This window comes from Sphingobium limneticum (genome assembly GCF_008710155.1).
GTDB lineage: Bacteria > Pseudomonadota > Alphaproteobacteria > Sphingomonadales > Sphingomonadaceae > Sphingobium > Sphingobium limneticum.
Map to the genome: position 1 here is coordinate 152,819 of NZ_VYPZ01000003.1, position 17,572 is coordinate 170,390.

The following is a 17,572-nucleotide window of genomic DNA, read 5'->3' on the forward strand; positions in this document are numbered from 1 at the left end:
AGGGCGCGGCCATCCGGTCGCGCCCTATTTTGCTGTCCTATCTGGAAACGATCGCTCATTATCGTTCCACTCAGGACGGTGTGAACTTCCAGATATGAAAATCAGATTTCGACCTGACTGCCCAATTCCACGACCCGGTTGGTCGGCAGGCGGAAAAACTCCATCGCGCTTTCCGCGTTGCGCAGCATCCAGGCGAAGATTTTCTCCCGCCACAACGGCATGCCCGGCTTGGCCGAGGGGAGCAACGTCTGGCGCGCCAGGAAAAAGCTGGTGTCCATCATCTTGAACGCCTGACCGCACCCGGTGACGTTCTTGAGCGCGGCCGGCACGTCCGGCTCCTGCATGAAGCCATATTGCAGGACCATGCGGAAAAAGCCCCGGCCCAGATCCTCCAGCTTGCAGCGGCCGTCATCCTCGACCACCGGCACGTCCCTGATCTTCACCGTCAGCAGGATCACCCGTTCGTGCAGTACCTTGTTATGCTTCAAATTATGCAGCAGCGCATGGGGAACGCCATCGGGCGTGGAGGTCATGAACACGGCCGTGCCGGGCACGCGTACTGCGCTGTTGGCGGCGGAGGCCACGAAGACCGGGATCGGCATGGCCGCTTCGCGCAACCGGTCCTGCACCAGCCGGCGACCGCGCGACCAGGTCGTCAGCAGCGTGAAGACGATGAAGCCGATCAGCAGCGGGAACCAGCCGCCGTCCGGCACCTTGGTCAGGTTCGCCGCCAGATAGGCGCCGTCGACCAGATAGAAAATGCCGAGCACCGGCGCGGCATAATACCATTTCCAATGCCACAGGCGGTACAGCACCACCGTCAGCAGCACATTGTCGATGAACATCGCCCCGGTAACGGCAATGCCATAGGCAGCGGTCAGGTTGGACGATGTCTGGAACACCAGCACCAGCAGGATGACCATGACCATCAAACCCCAGTTGATCAGGGGAATGTAGATCTGACCCGCGGTCGACGCGCTGGTATGTTCGATCCGCAAGCGGGGCATGAAACCCAGCTGGATCGCCTGCTGCGTGACGGAGAAGGCACCGGATATCACCGCCTGGCTCGCGATGATCGCGGCCAGCGTCGCCAGCACGATCAGCGGCAACTGGCCCCATTGCGGGGCGAGATTGTAGAAGGGGCTGTGCAGCGCGGCCGCGCCTTCGCGGAACAGCAGCGCGCCCTGCCCCATATAGTTGAGCATCAGCGCCGGCAGCACGAAGGCGAGCCAGGACACGCGGATCGGATTGCGACCGAAATGCCCCATATCGGCATAGAGCGCCTCGGCCCCGGTTACGGCCAGCACCACAGACCCCAGCGCCAGGAAAGCCGGCAGCGGATCGGTGACGAAGAACATCACTGCCCAATAGGGATTGAAGGCATAGAGGATACCCGGCGTCTTCATGATCGAAATCACGCCCAGCGCCGCAATCGTGATGAAATAGGTCAGCATGATCGGGCCAAAGAAGGCCGCGACCCGGTTGGTGCCCAGCCCCTGTATCCAGAACAGGCCGAGCAGGATGACGATCGCCACCGGCAAAATCGCCGGTGCCAGTGCTGGATTATAGACGGTCAGGCCCTCGACCGCCGACAGCACCGACACGGCCGGGGTGATCATCGAGTCGCCATAGAAAAGCGCCGTCGCAAATACGCCCAGCAATACGATGCCGCGCGACCAGCGCTGCGTCTTCGTCTGCCCGTTGATCAGCGCCAGCAGCGCCAGGCTGCCGCCCTCGCCCTTGTTATCGGCGCGCATGATGATGCTGACATATTTCAGCGTCACCACCAGCATCATCGACCAGAACATCAGGCTGATGACGCCCAATATATGGTCGGCGTCCAGCGTCAGGTGATGATGGCCGTGGAAGGTTTCGCGAAAGGCATAAAGCGGACTGGTACCGATATCGCCGAAGACGATGCCGATCGCCCCGACTACCAGTTTTACCGTCGCTTTCTGCCGCGCATGTCCATGACCGCCCTCTTCCTCGTCGGAAGCCGGAGCGGTGTTGGGAAGGAGGTCAGCCATGAAGGATCATGCTCGTATCGACACCCAATAGGGGGCGCATGGCGGAATAGCCCGCACGACCCCTGTAAACCGCCGCGCCCTATCACGGCTCTGTGGAGCACGCAATGCGGACGCTGCACTGCATCATTGGGACGGCGGCGCGCCCGCTGCAAGCATGGCGTCGATACGCGCGATGCTGGCGTCGAGTTCCGCCTTCACCTGGCTGCCCGCCGGCGCGCTGTCCGCCAATGGCTTCCACAGGTCGCGTGCCGCCTGCAACTGGCCGTTGCGAACCAGGGCAAGTCCGTAGAAATAACGCGGCGCCGGGCCTTCGGGATCAAGCGCCAATGCGCGGCGATAGGCGAAATCGGCGCCAGGGGATACGACGCCATCGGCGTGGGCGATCAGCGCATTGCCCAAACCCAGCCACAGATTGGCATCGTCTGGCGCGGCGCGCAGGCCCGACAGCAAGACATTGGCCGCTTCCTTGGTCTTGCCCTGCCGCGCCAGCCCGTCGGACAGCATCATCCACTGCGCCGCAGGACCGAATCGCTCGGCCAGACCGCGCCGCCGCTCCGCCAGACTTTCGTCGAACTTCTCGCCGGCCGCGTCCTTGGCGAGACGCGGTGCGCCCGCCAGTCCCGGATTGCCCTGCCAGGCGTAACCGGCAAGGCCCAGCAGCAGCGCAGCCGCACTGATTTCGCGAGTCGATCGCGGAATGCGGCCGATCAACAGCAGCGCAAGGAAGGCGATGGCCGCCAGACCAAAGGCAAGAAACCAGCCGGTCATGCGCGCGTCCTCCGCTTGATCCGCCCGCGCAAGAGCAGCAGTCCCAGTCCGAGCAGCAGGACCGGCGCAGCCCATAACGGCCACAGGATCGGCGCGGCGGTGGGTTCATAACTGACCCAGTCGCCATAGCGGGCGATCAGCCAGCTACGGATCGACTCGGGCTGCTCGCCGGCCATGATGCGCTCGCGGATCTGCGATCGCATGTCGCCGGCCATGCTGGCGCCCGAATCGGCGATCGACTGGCTTTGGCAGGTGAGGCAGCGGATGGTTTCCATCAGCGCCTTCGCCTTGCGCTCCTGCGCAGCGTCGGGAATCTGTCGGTCGGCCCAGGGCGCAGGCGGCAGCGCGGTCTGCGCTGCGGCTGGCACCGCGAGCAGCGCGCACAAAAGAGCAAGGATCAGCTTCATTGCGCGTCCTTCAACCGGTCTAGGATCATCGGCACATCGTCCGCGCGAATATCCCCGATATGCTGGTAAGCGATCCGCCCCTTGCCATCGATCACGAAGGTTTCCGGCACGCCCGACGAACCGAGCGCCATCTGCACCGCGCTGCGGGCATCCAGGCCGATCCGGGCGTATGGATTGCCATAGCGCTGGAGGAAGCCATCGACGTCCGGCCGGGCGTCGCGAATGGCGATCGCGTCTATCTCCACACCGGCCTGCTTGAGTGCCATCAGTTGCGGCGCTTCGGCGGCACAGGGCACACACCAGCTGGCGAAGATGTTGAGCAGGCGTGGCTTGCCCGTGACAAACTGGGCGCTGGCGAGCGCAGGCCGATCGCTGGCCGCCGCCGGCAGGGTGAAGGCCGGCAGCGGTTGCCCCACCAGCCGGGAATGGATCACGCGGTCGTCCGGCTTGAACAGGCCAGTGGCGAAAAGCCCGACAAAGGCGAGGAACAGGACGAGCGGCAGCCAGATCAGCAGCTTCCTCATGCCTCGACGCCCTCTGTCGTCATATTGTGGTTGTGGGGCCGCCATTTCATCACCCAGCCACGCCGCTCCCGTCCGACCAGCGCCAGCGCGCCGCCGAGTGCAATCATGATGCCGCCCAGCCAGATCAGCGTGACGAAGGGCTTCCACCAGATGCGCAACTGCCAGCGGCCGCCCTCCACTTCCTCACCCAGCACGACATAAAGCTGCCCGTCCCATCGAGTCAGCAATGCCGCTTCGCTGGTCGTGGTCGGCGGTGAGGCGAAGAAGCGCGACTGCGGCCGGATGACGACCGAACTGCCGCCCCGACCGGCATCCATATCCGCCTGAAGCGCGGTCCAGTTGTCGCCGGCGATCGGCGTGATCTGACGGAAACGGATCGACCAACCGGCGGTCTGGATCATGTCGCCCGGTCGTGCCGCCACAAGTTTTTCGACCGTAAAGGCGGAGTCGCAGGCCATGCCGGCCAAGCTGACGGCGCAGCCCAGATGCGCGACGACCATGCCATAGGTGAAGAGTGGGGTGCGCAACAGCTTGCGCTTCCACAGCGGAGCGAGGCTCGCGACGCCGACCGCAACTGCGATAACCAAACCCAGGAAGGGCAGGATGCCGATGCGACCCCAGGCGAAAAGAGACAGCGAGATGGACACCACAAACGCTATGGCGAGCGGCACCAGCAAACGTTTTCCAACAACGCCCGCCTTGTCCTTTCGCCAGCGGGTCAGCGGCCCTGCCGCCATGGCGACCATCAGCGCCAGCGCGATCGGCCCGGCGATCCGGTCGAAATAGGGTGCCCCCACCGAAACCTTGTGACCGAACGCCTCCGTCATCAGCGGATAGAGGGTGCCGATCAGCACGAGGCCCAATATGACCGTGAGCAGCAGATTGTTGACAACCAGCATGGTTTCGCGGCTGACCAGTTCAAACGGCGCGCCTTCGCGCACCGACCCGATCCGCCAGCCGAACAGCGCCAGCGCGCCGCCGATATAGAGAGCGAGCAGCGCCAGGATGAAGCTGCCGCGCTGCGGATCGACGGCGAAGGCATGAACGCTGGTCAAGATGCCCGACCGGACCAGGAAGGTGCCGACCATCGACATGGAGAAAGCCACCACTGCCAGCATGATCGTCCAGGCCCGCAGTGCGTCGCGCGTCGCCAGCACGGTAACGCTATGAAGCAGAGCCGTCGCCGCCAGCCAGGGCATGAGCGAGGCGTTTTCGACCGGATCCCAAAACCACCAGCCACCCCAGCCCAGCTCATAATAGGCCCAATAGCTGCCCGCCGTGATGCCCAGCGTCAGCAATACCCACGCCGCAAGCACCCATGGCCGCATCGCGCGGGCGAAGGCGGCGTCCACCTGCCGCGTCAGCAAAGCACCGATGGCGAAGGAGAAGGCGACCGACAGGCCGACATAGCCCAGATAAAGGGTCGGCGGATGGAAGGCCAAACCGGGATCCTGCAACAGCGGGTTCAGCCCCTGCCCGTCCGCTGGCGGCTGTGCGATGCGCGCGAAGGGGTTGGAGGAGAAAAGGAGGAAGGCGTAGAAACCGAGCGAAATAGCGGCCTGCCCGCCCAGCGTCGCCATATGCGCGTCACGTTTCAGGGCGCGCTCGAACAGGGCGACGGCGGCGCCCGCCACACCCATGACCGTGACCCACAGCAGCATCGAGCCTTCATGATTGCCCCAGGTGCCGGCGAATTTATAAAGCCAGGGCTTCATCGAATGGCTGTTGGTGGCGACCAGCAGCACGGACATATCCGACCGCATGAACAGGGTGATCAGCGCGGCGAAGGCGATGGCGGTCAGGATGCCCTGCGTCACCGCGGCGGGCCGTACGGCGCCGAGCAGTTCGGGCTTGCCGCCCTTCAGGCCAGCAAAGGCCAGAACCAATTGTAACAGCGCGAGAGCAGCGGCGAACCAGAGCGCGGCGAGGCCGATTTCGGCGATCATGCGCGCACCCCATCTACATCTTCGTCACGCCAGCGAAGGCTGACATCCTTCTTCTCCGGGCATGCCATCAGGAAGGCATTGATATCCCAGCCTTTGCCGGGATGACGGTGAGGAGGAAAACCCATCGTCACTTGTCCGCCTTCATCTCATGCGTCGTCTCATTATAGGTCATGCCTTCCAATTCGCGGGGCATGTAGCGTTCGTCATGCTTGGCGAGCAGGTTGGTGGCGATGAAGGTGCCCTTCGCATCGAATGCCCCCTCCGCCACGACGCCGCTGCCTTCCTTGAACAGGTCGGGCGCGATGCCGCTGAAGGTGGCGGGCACGGTCGCCTTGCCGTCGGTGACGTCGAAATGGATGGTGATGCCGTCGGCCGCGCGCTTCAGGCTGCCCTTGACCACCATGCCGCCCAGGCGGATCGCCTTGCCGGGTTCGGCACCCTTGGTCTTTACGTCAGCCGGCGCATAGAAATAGGCAGCCTCATCCTTCAAGGCGGAGGCCGCGAGCAAGCCGGCGCCGACCAGCGCCACCAGCGCCGCCAGCGCGAGGATCAGCCGTTGATGCTTGGCCTTCATGATCGCGCCTTCACCCGCGATTCGACAGTTGATCGGCGCGGCGCTCCGCACTGCGCATGGAACGCCAGCTTACCAGACTGACGAGCGCGGTGCCGGCTAGCGTCACCGCATAGGCGGCAATCACGAAAGCCCATTGGTTCATCATCCTACCCTCTTGCCAGGCGCTGCATGCGCGCCTCGACCTTATTTTCTGCCAGTATCGCCCGCATACGCATCAGCACGATGGCGCCGAAGAGCAGGCTGAAACCCAATAATGTCAAGCCCAGCGGCCAGAGCAGCGACCCATCGATGCTGGACCCGCGCAGCGTGATCGATGGCCCCTGGTGAAGGCTGTTCCACCACACGACCGATCGGTTGATGATCGGAATGTTGACCGCGCCGACCAGCCCGAAGATCGCCGTAACGTTGCTGACCCCGCCCTGCTGCCCCTGCCGCGCGCTGGCATTGGCGAGCGCGATATAGCCGAGATAAAGGAAGAAAAGGACCAGCATCGACGTCATCCGCCCGTCCCATTCCCACCAAGTACCCCATGTCGGACGGCCCCAGATGGAGCCGGTCATCAGGCAGATGGCGGTGAACAGCGCACCCGGCGCGGCGATCGCGCGGCCAGCGACGGCCGCCAGCGGATGACGCCAGACCAGTTGCATCAGCGCCGCGATGGCGATGCCGGTCCAGCCGCCCATCCCCAGCCAGGCGGCAGGTACATGTATATAGAGTATCCGGACCGTCTGCCCCTGAAGATAATCAGCCGGTGTCACGAACAGGCCGCAAGCAGCGCCGACGAGCAGCAGCAGCAGACCGGACCAGAAGAGCCATCCCGTCAGCGGACGTGCAATCTTCAAAAAGCGGGCAGGATTGGCGAAACGATGCATCAGGATCGAGTCTGTAGCCGGGCAAGCGGAACAGCGCCAGTAGGGCATTTTGCCGATAGACCGACCGCCGAAACGCAGCGTTGCCACAGCCTGCCACGCTTTTTTGTTACAGGAGGGCGACAAACGGCGCGAGAGTGACTATATGCGCGCACAAGAGACAACCCCGGTCGCATCTTGGGGTTGTCAGGAACGGCTATGGAACCGCTCACACCCATGTTTACGACAAACCCCTTCGACGACGACAAGTTGCGCGAGGAATGTGGCATTTTCGGCGTTTCCGGTGCGGAAACGGCGTCTGCCATGGTCGCGCTCGGCCTTCACGCTCTGCAACATCGCGGGCAGGAAGCCGCAGGCATCACCAGCTGGGACGGGCATGATTTCCATACCCACCGGGCGATGGGCCATGTGGCGGGCAATTTCGACCGGGACGAAGTGATTCGTGGCCTGCCGGGCGATACCGCCTGCGGCCATGTGCGCTATTCGACCACCGGTGAAACGTCGCTGCGCAACGTTCAGCCGCTCTATGCGGAATTGAACAGCGGTGGGTTCGCCATTGCCCATAATGGCAATATCTCCAACGCGATGAAGGTGCGCCGCGAACTGATTCGCCGCGGCTCCATCTTCCAGTCGACGTCCGATACCGAAGTCATCATCCATCTGGTGGCGACCTCCAGCTATCGCACGTTGCTCGACAAGTTCATCGACGCATTGAAGCAGGTCGAGGGCGCCTATTCGCTGATCGTGATGACGCCCGAAGGCATGATCGCCTGCCGCGACCCGCTGGGCATCCGTCCGCTGGTGATGGGCAAGCTGGGCGATTCGACGATTTTCGCGTCGGAAACCGTGGCGCTGGACGTGGTCGGTGCCGATTATGTCCGCACCATCGATCCGGGCGAATTGGTGATCGTCACCAATGACGGCAATATCCGCTCGCACCGTCCGTTCGGTGAGACGCATGCCCGTCCCTGCATTTTCGAGCATGTCTATTTCAGCCGGCCCGATTCGATCATCGACAATTCCAGCGTCTATTCGGTCCGCAAGGCGATCGGCGCGCAGTTGGCGATCGAAAATCCGGTCGAGGCCGATTATGTCATTCCGGTGCCGGATAGCGGCGTGCCGGCGGCGATCGGCTATGCCCAGCAGTCGGGCATTCCGTTCGAACTGGGCATCATCCGCTCGCACTATATCGGCCGCACCTTCATCCAGCCGGGCGACAAGGTCCGCCATCTGGGCGTGAAGCTGAAGCACAACGCCAATCGCGCGCTGATCCAAGGCAAGAAGATCGTGCTGATCGACGATTCGATCGTGCGCGGTACGACGTCGCTCAAGATCGTGCAGATGATGCGCGAAGCGGGCGCGGCCGAAGTGCATATGCGCATCGCGTCGCCGCCGACCAAGCATAGCTGCTTCTATGGCGTCGATACGCCGGAGCGGACGAAGCTGCTGGCGCACAAGCTGGACGTGGGCGGCATGCAGGATTTCATCCACGCCGACAGCCTGTCCTTCATCTCGATCGACGGCCTGTACAAAGCGCTGGGCGAAGCCAAGCGCGCGGACATCCGCCCGCAATATTGCGATGCCTGTTTCACCGGCGACTATCCCACCAAACTGACCGATCAGGATGATGCGGTGGTGACCAACCAGTTGGAACTGCTGGCCGAACGCGTCGTCTGACAAGCATAAATCCCCGTTCGTCCTGAGTAGCCACTGAGCGAAGTCGAAGTGGCGTATCGAAGGATCCCTCGATACGGGTCTTCGCCAAACTCAGGCCCTCCTCAGGACGAACGGATTTCCATGTCTACTTCCAACCTTCCGCTTTCCGGCAAACTGGCTCTCGTCACTGGCGCGAGCCGGGGGATCGGCGCCGCCACGGCGGAGGTGCTGGCCGCTGCCGGTGCGCATGTCGTGCTGACCGCCCGGACCAGCGGCGGGCTGGAGGAAGTGGAGGATCGCATCCATCAGGCCGGCGGCAGCGCGACGATCGCGCCGCTCGACCTGGCCGATGGCGAGAGTATCGGGCGTTTGGCGCAGGCCATAGGTGGCCGCTGGCGCGCGCTCGATATATTGGTGCTGAATGCCGCGACCCTTGGGTCTTTGGCGGCGGTGCCGGCGATCGATGCCAAGGAATTTGCCCGCCTGCTCACCTTGAACATCGCCGCACCGCAGGCGTTGATCGCCGCGTTCGACACCATGTTGCGGGCCAGCGGCGATGCTCGAGTGGTGGCGCTGACCTCCTCCGTCGCAACGCCGCGCGCCTATTGGGGTGCCTATGGCGCGTCGAAGGCGGCGCTGGAAACTCTGGTCGGCGCCTATGGCGAGGAGGTGAAAAATATCTCCGCTATCCGCACCCATATCGTCGATCCCGGCGCGACCCGCACCGCGATGCGCGCCCGTGCCTTCCCCGGCGAAGATCCCGCGAGCCTGAAGGGGCCGGAAGTGGTCGGGCAGGCGATCCTCGACCTGGTGACGTCTGACGCGCCGACCGGGCATCGCATACGCGTCGAGGGCTGATCGATCAGGCGGGCTTGACCAGCGTCACTTGTGCCACGTCGATCCCGCCACCGCGAAAGCCGCCTTCGCAATACATCAGATAATAGCGCCACAAAGCCACGAAATGCTGGTCGAAACTGGCGGGTAGCTGGCCATCGTCGATCGCCCGGTCGAATTGCACCCGCCAGCGACGCAGTGTTTCGGCATAGTCGAGGCCGAAGCGATGAACGTCGCGCCATTCCAGCCCGGCCTTCTCCGCCAGTGCGCGAAAGCGGCTTTCTGACATCAGCATGCCGCCGGGAAAGATATAGGTCTGGATGAAGTCCGCGCCGCGCGCATAGGATTCGAAAATCGCGTCGTCGATCAATATATATTGGATCGCTGCCTTGCCGCCGGGTTTCAGCAGGCGATCGACGGCGGCGACATAGTCGGGCCAGTAGCGCTCTCCTACCGCCTCCACCATTTCCACGCTGGCGATGGCATCATATTGGCCCTGCGCGTCCCGATAGTCGGTCAGCCATATCTGCGCGCCCGATCCCAATCGGTCGCGGGCATAGTCGGCCTGCTCGGTGGAAAGGGTCAGCCCACTATAGGCGATGCCGCTATGCTCCATCGCCTGCTCCGCCAGCCCACCCCAGCCGCAGCCGATTTCCAGCAATGATGCGCCATCGTGCAGGTCGATCCGGTCTAGGATCGCGTCAACCTTGCGTCGCTGGGCCTGCTCGAACTCTTCATCATGGTCATCAGGATCGATAAACAAGGCGCTAGAATAGTGCATATTTTTGTCAAGCCACAGGCTGTAGAAATCATTCCCCAGATCATAATGATAGGCGATATTGTGCCGCGATCCGACACGGCTGTTGCGTCGTGCCCAGTGCGCCAGCCGCCCGATCCAGCGCCCCGGTCCGCGCGGACGGGCCGCCCGCCCCAAGGTCACGGCATTGCGCATGAACAGGGCGAAGAGCGGGACGGGGTCGGGGCTGTCCCACTCCCCTGCGGCCCAGGCGCGATACCAGCCAGCCGATCCACCGATGGCCAGCCGCACCAGGGCGCGCCAGCTTTGCAGGTCGACCTCGCATTGCGGTCCTGGCGCCCGGCCGCCCAACAGGCGGCGCGTACCGTCGGGCAAAGAGGCTTCCAGAGCGCCTTCTTCCAATCCCAAATCGATTCGATCGAGCAACCGGTGAAAGAGAGGCGCCATCAGACGCGACAATTTTTTTGGCCTGCCCGATCGCGGCGGACGTCGCACGGACAGCGCGCGCCTGCCGCGCCGGGGGTCGGTTGCATTCATGACGCCAATCCTGCCGCAAGCCGGGCGCCGCTGCAATCACCCCTTGCTACGGCGATAGGCCTCCAGCGCACGCTCACGCCCTTCGCGATGGCCGATGATCTTGGCGGGATAGCTGGGCGGGCGCGCGCCATGGGCGTCGGGATCATGGATCACCGCATCGGACAGGTCGCTCAATTCGGGCACCCATTCGCGAATATAGTCGGCTGCGTCAAACTTGTCCGACTGGGTCAGCGGCGCCATGATGCGGGTGAAGAGATTGGCGTCCACGCCGCTGCCCGCCACCCACTGCCAATTGACGCTGTTATTGGCATAATCGGCATCGACCAGCGTATCCCAGAACCAGCGCGCGCCATGGCGCCAGTCGATCAGCAGATGCTTGATCAGGAAGCTGGCGGCAATCATGCGCACACGGTTATGCATCCATCCCGTCGTCCAAAGCTGCCGCATACCCGCATCTACGATCGGATAGCCCGTCCGTCCCGTCTTCCAGGCCGTGAAGTCCGCCCCCGCTTCCCGCAGGTCGCGCCAGTTCAGCCGATCGAAATCGGTCCGGGCATTGGCCGATCCATAGGTGGGCAATTCACAAATCTGGAGATGGGCATAATCCCGCCAGATCAGCTCTTTAAGAAAGATTGCTGCATCATGCCCTGAACTTTCGACACGGTGCCAGACATAGGCAGGCGACACTTCGCCGAAGTGAAGATGCGCGGACAGACGCGACGTGCCCTCAACCGAAGGCAGGTTTCTGGCGGTCGGATAGTCGCCCGCTTCATCGAGAAAATTCGCGACATTGGCGCGCGCGCCCGTTTCCCCCGGCGTCCAGTCCTTCGCAAAACCGGTCGCCCAATCCGGCTTGGTCGGCAGCAACGCCCAACTCTCCAGCGACTCGCTCTTGGGCCATTGCGTCGGCGCTTCTATATGGGCCGGCGCGGGATGGGGCGGCGGTGGCGGCATATGCTCCATCACCGCGCGGGCAAAGGGCGTGTAGATGCGATACATGCCCCCCGCCCCCGTCCGCACTGCGCCGGGCGGAAGCAACAGGCCGCCGTCATGCAGGCACAGGTCCAGCAGCTTGGCGACCGCCTTTTCGGCATTGCGCCACCATGGCTCATAATGATGCAGCGCATGGATCCGCGATGCGCCCACTTCCTTCGCCAGCGCCGCTAGCACATCCACGCTCTTGCCGCGCCGCAGGATCAGGCGCGACCCCTTGTCCCGCAGGCTTTCGTCCAGCCGGCTCAGACTATGGTGCAGCCACCATCGCGCCGCGCCGCCCATCGCCCATTGGCGTGGGCTTTCATCGTCCAATATATAGACGGGTATGACCGGCCCTTCAGCGGCGGCGGCTGCCAGTGCAGCCTGATCGGACAGGCGAAGATCCTGGCGGAGCCAGAGCAGGACGGGTTTGGACATGCCCAAGCCAATGCGCGCCATGGCGTGCGGTTCCAAGCGACCATTGGGGCATATTGCCTTCGTTATGGTGGCATCGATCGGTCGCAAATCGGCAGGATGATGATTCGGCCGATGGACGCGGGGCCTCACCCCGCTTATTCTGGCGAAGACGCCGATGTTCGGCGATGGCGGCCTTTCAGGGGATGGAAAGACGCCGTCACAATATTTGTTTGGGGAAATCATGGCTTCGATGCCGAACGATCAGGAATTGGGATACCGGCCGTGCGTCGGAATCATGCTCGTCAACACGGATGGCAAGGTGTTCGTGGGGCAGCGGCTCGATAATGTGGTCGAGGCGTGGCAAATGCCGCAGGGCGGCATCGACGAAGGCGAGGAAGCGAAAGCCGCCGCTTTGCGCGAGTTGGAAGAGGAAACCGGCATCCGCAGCGAACTGGTCGAGATCATCGCCACGGCCAAGGACGAGCATTTCTACGATCTGCCGCCTGAGCTGGTCGGCAAGCTGTGGGGCGGCAAATATCGCGGCCAACGCCAATTTTGGTTCCTGGCCCGCTTTATCGGCAAGGACAGTGACATCGATATCCAGACCAAGCATCCTGAATTTCGGGAATGGCGCTGGACTGCGCCCGATACGCTGCCGGAGCTGATCGTGCCGTTTAAGCGCAAGCTGTATCGCGACATATTGCAGGAGTTCCGGGCGCTTATCTGACCGGATGAGCGTTTTGGGGGCTTAAAATCTGCTGTCGCTTGTCTATGACGGGCCTATGCATGCCCGTCTGATCCCCTTGTCGTTGCTGATCGCTGCCCTGCCTGCCGCCGCGCAGGCAGCCGAATCGGCCCTGCTGCCACCCGCCGTGCGCGAGATGATGGAAGCGGCGATCGCCAACGGCAACGAAACCGACATCGCCACCGTGTCGAAGATCGCCAAGCAGACCAATCCGGCATCGGCCGACGAAATCCAGCGCATGGTCAATAGCTGGAAAGAACGGACCAAGGCCACGCATGACACGGTGATTCGCGAGGCACGCTTCAACGAGCTATGGACCGGCCGGATCGAGGCTGGCGGCTTCCGTTCCACCGGCTCCACGAGCGAATTGGGTATCAGCGCATCGGCCACGGCCACCCGCGCCGGCCTGCAATGGTCGCACAAGCTGACTGCCGCTGCAGACTATCGCCGCGCCAACGGCGTGACATCGCGCGAACGCTATTTCGCCGGCTATGAGCCGCGCTACGAGTTCGATCCGCGCGGCTTCGCCTATGGGCTGGCCCAGTTCGAGCGCGATACGTCGATCGGCTATGACGAACGTTACACCGCTTCGGTCGGTGTCGGGTACAAGCTGATCGTCAGCAAGCCGGTCGATCTGTCGGCCGATATCGGTCCTTCGGTGCGTCATGCCAAATATATGATCGGCGATCGGGAAACCAAATTGGGCGTCCGCGGATCGATGGCGCTGGCGTGGCGGGCAACGCCGACGGTGACGTTCAAGCAGACCGCGTCGGGCTATGCGGAGAGCGACGTCTATACGCTCAACGCCTTATCATCGGTCGAAACCAAGGTGAGTACGCGGCTGTCGGCGGCCTTTTCCTACAATATCCAATATGAATCCGAGACGTTGCTGACATCGCGCGACCTCGACACGCTGAGCCGCTTGACCCTGACCTATGATTTCTGAACCACGCAATTTTGTTGCGGGGGTGGAGGCCGGCCCAACGCTCTGATAGATCAGGGCGGATGAGGGATTTTTCATCGCAGGAACGGCTATTGCTCGATCGCGCGGCGGCCGCGCCGATGCTGGCGCAGACGCAGGCCTGGGCCGCGATCAACAGCGGATCGCGCAATCTGGATGGGCTTGCCCGGATGGCGGATGTGCTGGCCGACGCCTTTTCAATACTGCCCGGCGACCTGCGCCTGATCGACCCGGCGCCGGTCGATAATGTTGCGCCTGACGGACGCGTTCAACCGATCGCCCACGGCCGGCACCTTCACCTGTCGGTTCGCCCAAATGCGCCGATCCGGCTGCTGCTGACCGGGCATATGGACACGGTCTTTCCCGTCGATCATCCGTTTCAGGACCAGCGCTGGCTGGAGCCGGGCATCCTCAATGGTCCCGGTGTCGCCGATATGAAGGGTGGCATCGCCGTCATGCTGGCGGCGCTGACCGCGATCGAGGGATCGGAGGCGGTGCCGACGCTGGGCTATGACGTCATCATCAATAGCGACGAGGAAGTGGGCAGCGCGTCTTCTGCCGCGCTGCTGCGGACGGCGGCGGCGGGTAAGCTGGCGGCCTTCACCTATGAACCGTCGGCCCTGCCCGACGGGACGCTGGCCGGCGCGCGCGCAGGGAGCGGCAATTTCTCGATCATCGTTACGGGCCTCAGCGCCCATGCCGGCCGCAATCCCGATGATGGGCGCAATGCCCTGCTCGCCGCCGCCGATCTGGCGCTGCGCTTGAAGGCGGGTAGCAAAAGCAGCGGTTTTTCCTGCAACCCGGCGAAGATCGACGGCGGCGGCCCGAACAATGTCGTGCCCGACCACGCGGTGCTGCGGGTCAATTTCCGGCCCCGGACGCCGGCGGACGAAATCGCCGCCCGCGCGCTGATCGACCGGGCCATGGCCGATGTCGCCCGCGACCATGACGTCAGCCTGCATTTGCATGGCAGCTTCGGCCGCCCGCCCAAGCCGATGGACGGCAAGGCGCAGGCATTGTTCGGACTGGTCCGTCAATGCGGCGCGGATCTGGGCCTCAGCATCGGCTGGCGCGATACGGGCGGCGTGTGCGACGGTAATAACATCGCGGCGTGCGGTGTGCCTGTGGTCGACACGATGGGCGTGCGCGGCGGCAGTATCCATAGCGATGCCGAATTTCTGCTGACCGACAGCCTGCCCGAACGGGCGCAATTGTCGGCGCTGGCCCTATGGCGGATCGCACAGGGGCAATTCATACCAGGACATAATCAGACAGAGGGGATGACCGCTTGAGCTTCATCATGCGCATCGCGCGCGCGGACGATCTGCAAACGCTTTATGAAATGGCCAAGCTGACCGGCGGTGGCTTCACCAACCTGCCGCCCGACCGCACGTCGCTGGCCAACAAGCTGGAGCGTACCGAAAAGGCATTGGCGCGCGAAGGCGATGGCATTGAGGACGAACTGATCGTCATGGTGCTGGAAAATGTCGAGACGGGGCAGGTGCGCGGTACCTGCCAGATATTCTCCACCGTCGGGCAAAGCTGGCCCTTCTACAGCTATCGTCTCGGCGTGCTGACCCAGCATAGCCGGGAATTGGGCCGCACCTTCCGCGCGCAGATGCTCTCGCTCACCACCGATCTGGAAGGATCGGCGGAGGTCGGCGGCCTGTTCCTGCATCCGCGCGAGCGGGCCGAGGGGCTGGGCCTGCTGCTGGCGCGCAGCCGCTATCTCTACATCCGCGCGCATCGCAGCCGCTTCGGCGACAAGGTGCTGGCCGAATTGCGCGGCGTGATCGACGAGGCGGGCGGATCGCCCTTCTGGGACGGTCTGGCCGGGCGCTTTTTCGGCATGAATTTCCAGGAAGCGGACGAATTCAATGCGGTGAACGGCAATCAGTTCATCGCCGACCTGATGCCCAAGACGCCGATCTACACCGCCATGCTGACCGACAGCGCCCGCGCCGTCATCGGCCTGCCCCACCCCAACGGCCGCGCGGCGATGCGGATGCTGGAGACGGAGGGCTTCGACAATGCGGGCTATGTCGACATTTTCGATGGCGGTCCGACCATGGTGGGGCAGATCGACCAGTTGCGGACGATCGCCGGCGCGCGCGACGTCACTTTGTCCGCCACCCATGACAAGGGCGGGGACAAGATGCTGATCGCGACCGGCCGACTGGCCGATTATCGTTGTACATGGGGTTTCGTGCAGCAGGACGACAAGGGCGACATATCGCTCGACGCGGCCAGCGCAGCACGACTTGGCCTCGATCTCGGCGCGTCCTTCACCATGGCGGGCCGGGCATGAGCGTCCGGGAAATCAATTTCGACGGGATCATCGGTCCCAGCCATAACTATGCGGGCCTGAGCCTTGGCAACCTTGCCTCCGCGCGCAACGCCGGCGGCGTGTCGCACCCGCGCGCGGCGGCGCTTCAGGGGCTGGAGAAGATGCGCGGCAATATCCGCCTCGGCCTGACGCAGGGCATCTTCCTGCCGCAATGGCGGCCCGACGTCGCCTGGCTGACGAAGCTGGGCACGGATGTCGGCAATGCGGAACCGCATATCCGGGCGGCGGCCATGTCCGCCTCCTCCATGTGGGCGGCCAACGCCGCGACCATCTCGCCAGCTAGCGACACGGCGGATGGGCGCACGCACCTGACCGTCGCCAACCTCGTCACCATGCCGCATCGCAGCCATGAATGGCCCCAGACGCTGGCACAATTGCGCATCGCCTTTTCCGACAGCCGGGCCTTCGCCGTGCATGATCCGGTCCCGGCGCCCTTCGGCGACGAGGGCGCGGCCAACCATATGCGACTGGCGCAGAGCCATGGCGAGGCTGGCGTGGAAGTCTTCGTCTATGGCCGTGCGGGCGGTGCCTTCCCCGCGCGGCAGCATGTCGAAGCGAGCAAGGCGATCGCCCGCAACCATGGTCTGGACCCCGCCCGCACTTTGTTCGTCGAGCAATCGGAAGCAGCGATCGCCGCAGGGGCCTTCCACAATGATGTCGTGGCCGTGGCCAACGAGCATGTACTCTTCGCCCATGAGCAGGCCTTTGCCGACAAGGCGACCTTCTACGCCGACCTGCGCGCCGCCCTGCCCTGTGTCGAGATCGTCGAGGTACCGGCCAGCGCGGTCAGCCTGAGCGATGCGATCAAATCCTATCTGTTCAACGCGCAACTCGTCACCCTGCCCGACGGCGACGGCATGGCGCTGATCCTGCCGACCGAAGCGCAGGAGACGCCGGCGGTTTGGCAATGGCTGGAACAGATGATCGCCGGCAATGGCTCGATCCGCCGGCTGGTGCCTGTCGACGTGCGCCAATCCATGGCCAATGGCGGCGGCCCCGCCTGCCTGCGATTGCGCGTGGTGGCCGACCCCGCCGACATCGATCCCCGCTTCCTGGTGGACGAAGCGCGCCTGGATGATATTGCGCAGATCGTGTCCCAATATTGGCCATTATCCATCGAACCCCAGGATTTGGGCGACACGCGGCTGATTGCCCGGATCGAACAATCATGGTTAACTCTTGTTGACCATTTGCAGCTGTCGGGCGACTTGTCTCCCTGACGGCAGGG

General features: G+C 63.7%; 18 protein-coding genes. 7 read left to right on the forward strand and 11 right to left on the reverse strand.

The genetic code is table 11. From position 1 onward, the window contains the following. Positions 1-101: 101 nt before the first annotated feature. The 9 genes from F4U94_RS05380 to ccmC all read right to left on the reverse strand — a co-directional run bounded on the left by F4U94_RS05380 (position 102) and on the right by ccmC (position 7,118). Entirely contained in the window at positions 102-2,027 is a 1,926-nt protein-coding gene (locus F4U94_RS05380) for a potassium transporter Kup (protein ID WP_120250061.1), read from the reverse strand. A gap of 123 nt (positions 2,028-2,150) precedes the next feature. Beyond that, a complete protein-coding gene (locus F4U94_RS05385; protein ID WP_120250060.1) occupies positions 2,151-2,795 on the reverse strand; it encodes a tetratricopeptide repeat protein in 645 nt (214 codons plus the stop codon). Then, positions 2,792-3,202, reverse strand: coding sequence for a cytochrome c-type biogenesis protein (locus F4U94_RS05390; protein ID WP_120250059.1), 411 nt, complete (start codon positions 3,200-3,202; stop codon positions 2,792-2,794). Before F4U94_RS05390 ends, F4U94_RS05385 begins: the two co-directional genes overlap by 4 nt. Beyond that, on the reverse strand, positions 3,199-3,726 hold the full coding sequence (locus tag F4U94_RS05395; protein WP_120250058.1) for a redoxin family protein: 528 nt from the start codon (positions 3,724-3,726) through the stop codon (positions 3,199-3,201). The genes F4U94_RS05390 and F4U94_RS05395 overlap by 4 nt, the downstream gene beginning before the upstream one ends. After that, a complete protein-coding gene (locus F4U94_RS05400; RefSeq protein ID WP_120250057.1) occupies positions 3,723-5,672 on the reverse strand; it encodes a heme lyase CcmF/NrfE family subunit in 1,950 nt (649 codons plus the stop codon). The genes F4U94_RS05395 and F4U94_RS05400 overlap by 4 nt, the downstream gene beginning before the upstream one ends. Then, complete coding sequence (locus F4U94_RS25330) at positions 5,669-5,803, reverse strand: hypothetical protein (protein ID WP_269462530.1); 135 nt, start codon at positions 5,801-5,803, stop codon at positions 5,669-5,671. The genes F4U94_RS05400 and F4U94_RS25330 overlap by 4 nt, the downstream gene beginning before the upstream one ends. Then, complete coding sequence (ccmE, locus tag F4U94_RS05405) at positions 5,800-6,246, reverse strand: cytochrome c maturation protein CcmE (RefSeq protein ID WP_120250056.1); 447 nt, start codon at positions 6,244-6,246, stop codon at positions 5,800-5,802. Before ccmE ends, F4U94_RS25330 begins: the two co-directional genes overlap by 4 nt. Positions 6,247-6,256: 10 nt before the next feature. Then, entirely contained in the window at positions 6,257-6,391 is a 135-nt protein-coding gene (locus F4U94_RS25335; RefSeq protein ID WP_269462544.1) for a hypothetical protein, read from the reverse strand. A 1-nt stretch (position 6,392) separates the two neighbouring features. Then, positions 6,393-7,118, reverse strand: a complete 726-nt coding sequence (gene ccmC / locus F4U94_RS05410) for a heme ABC transporter permease CcmC (RefSeq protein WP_120250055.1) — start codon at positions 7,116-7,118, stop codon at positions 6,393-6,395. A gap of 213 nt (positions 7,119-7,331) precedes the next feature. Between ccmC and purF the strand changes: the two genes are divergently transcribed. Together purF and F4U94_RS05420 are read left to right on the forward strand one after the other, a co-directional pair. Then, entirely contained in the window at positions 7,332-8,792 is a 1,461-nt protein-coding gene (gene purF, locus F4U94_RS05415) for an amidophosphoribosyltransferase (RefSeq protein WP_232015937.1), read from the forward strand. A gap of 120 nt (positions 8,793-8,912) precedes the next feature. Then, complete coding sequence (locus F4U94_RS05420) at positions 8,913-9,629, forward strand: SDR family NAD(P)-dependent oxidoreductase (RefSeq protein ID WP_120250053.1); 717 nt, start codon at positions 8,913-8,915, stop codon at positions 9,627-9,629. Between the two features lie 4 nt (positions 9,630-9,633). On the opposite strand, the gene F4U94_RS05425 is transcribed toward F4U94_RS05420, so the two are convergent. Together F4U94_RS05425 and F4U94_RS05430 are read right to left on the reverse strand one after the other, a co-directional pair. Continuing rightward, positions 9,634-10,899, reverse strand: coding sequence for an SAM-dependent methyltransferase (locus F4U94_RS05425; protein WP_120250052.1), 1,266 nt, complete (start codon positions 10,897-10,899; stop codon positions 9,634-9,636). Between the two features lie 36 nt (positions 10,900-10,935). Next, complete coding sequence (locus F4U94_RS05430; RefSeq protein ID WP_120252054.1) at positions 10,936-12,312, reverse strand: cryptochrome/photolyase family protein; 1,377 nt, start codon at positions 12,310-12,312, stop codon at positions 10,936-10,938. A 220-nt stretch (positions 12,313-12,532) separates the two neighbouring features. Here F4U94_RS05430 and F4U94_RS05435 point away from each other — a divergent pair, with 220 nt between their 5' ends. From F4U94_RS05435 to F4U94_RS05455, 5 genes are read left to right on the forward strand one after another with little or no spacing between them, the layout of a single operon-like run. Next, entirely contained in the window at positions 12,533-13,018 is a 486-nt protein-coding gene (locus F4U94_RS05435) for an RNA pyrophosphohydrolase (RefSeq protein WP_120252053.1), read from the forward strand. Between the two features lie 55 nt (positions 13,019-13,073). Next, positions 13,074-13,982 carry a DUF481 domain-containing protein gene (locus tag F4U94_RS05440; RefSeq protein ID WP_120250051.1) on the forward strand — a complete coding sequence of 303 codons (909 nt, stop codon included), beginning with the start codon at positions 13,074-13,076 and terminating at the stop codon, positions 13,980-13,982. 59 nt (positions 13,983-14,041) lie between these two features. Then, the gene (locus F4U94_RS05445) at positions 14,042-15,289 is read left to right on the forward strand and encodes a hydrolase (protein WP_120250050.1); all 1,248 of its coding nucleotides are present in this window, start codon (positions 14,042-14,044) and stop codon (positions 15,287-15,289) included. Then, a complete protein-coding gene (locus tag F4U94_RS05450) occupies positions 15,286-16,305 on the forward strand; it encodes an arginine N-succinyltransferase (RefSeq protein WP_172598764.1) in 1,020 nt (339 codons plus the stop codon). The genes F4U94_RS05445 and F4U94_RS05450 overlap by 4 nt, the downstream gene beginning before the upstream one ends. Then, positions 16,302-17,564 carry an N-succinylarginine dihydrolase gene (locus F4U94_RS05455; protein ID WP_120250049.1) on the forward strand — a complete coding sequence of 421 codons (1,263 nt, stop codon included), beginning with the start codon at positions 16,302-16,304 and terminating at the stop codon, positions 17,562-17,564. The genes F4U94_RS05450 and F4U94_RS05455 overlap by 4 nt, the downstream gene beginning before the upstream one ends. Positions 17,565-17,572 lie beyond the last annotated feature (8 nt).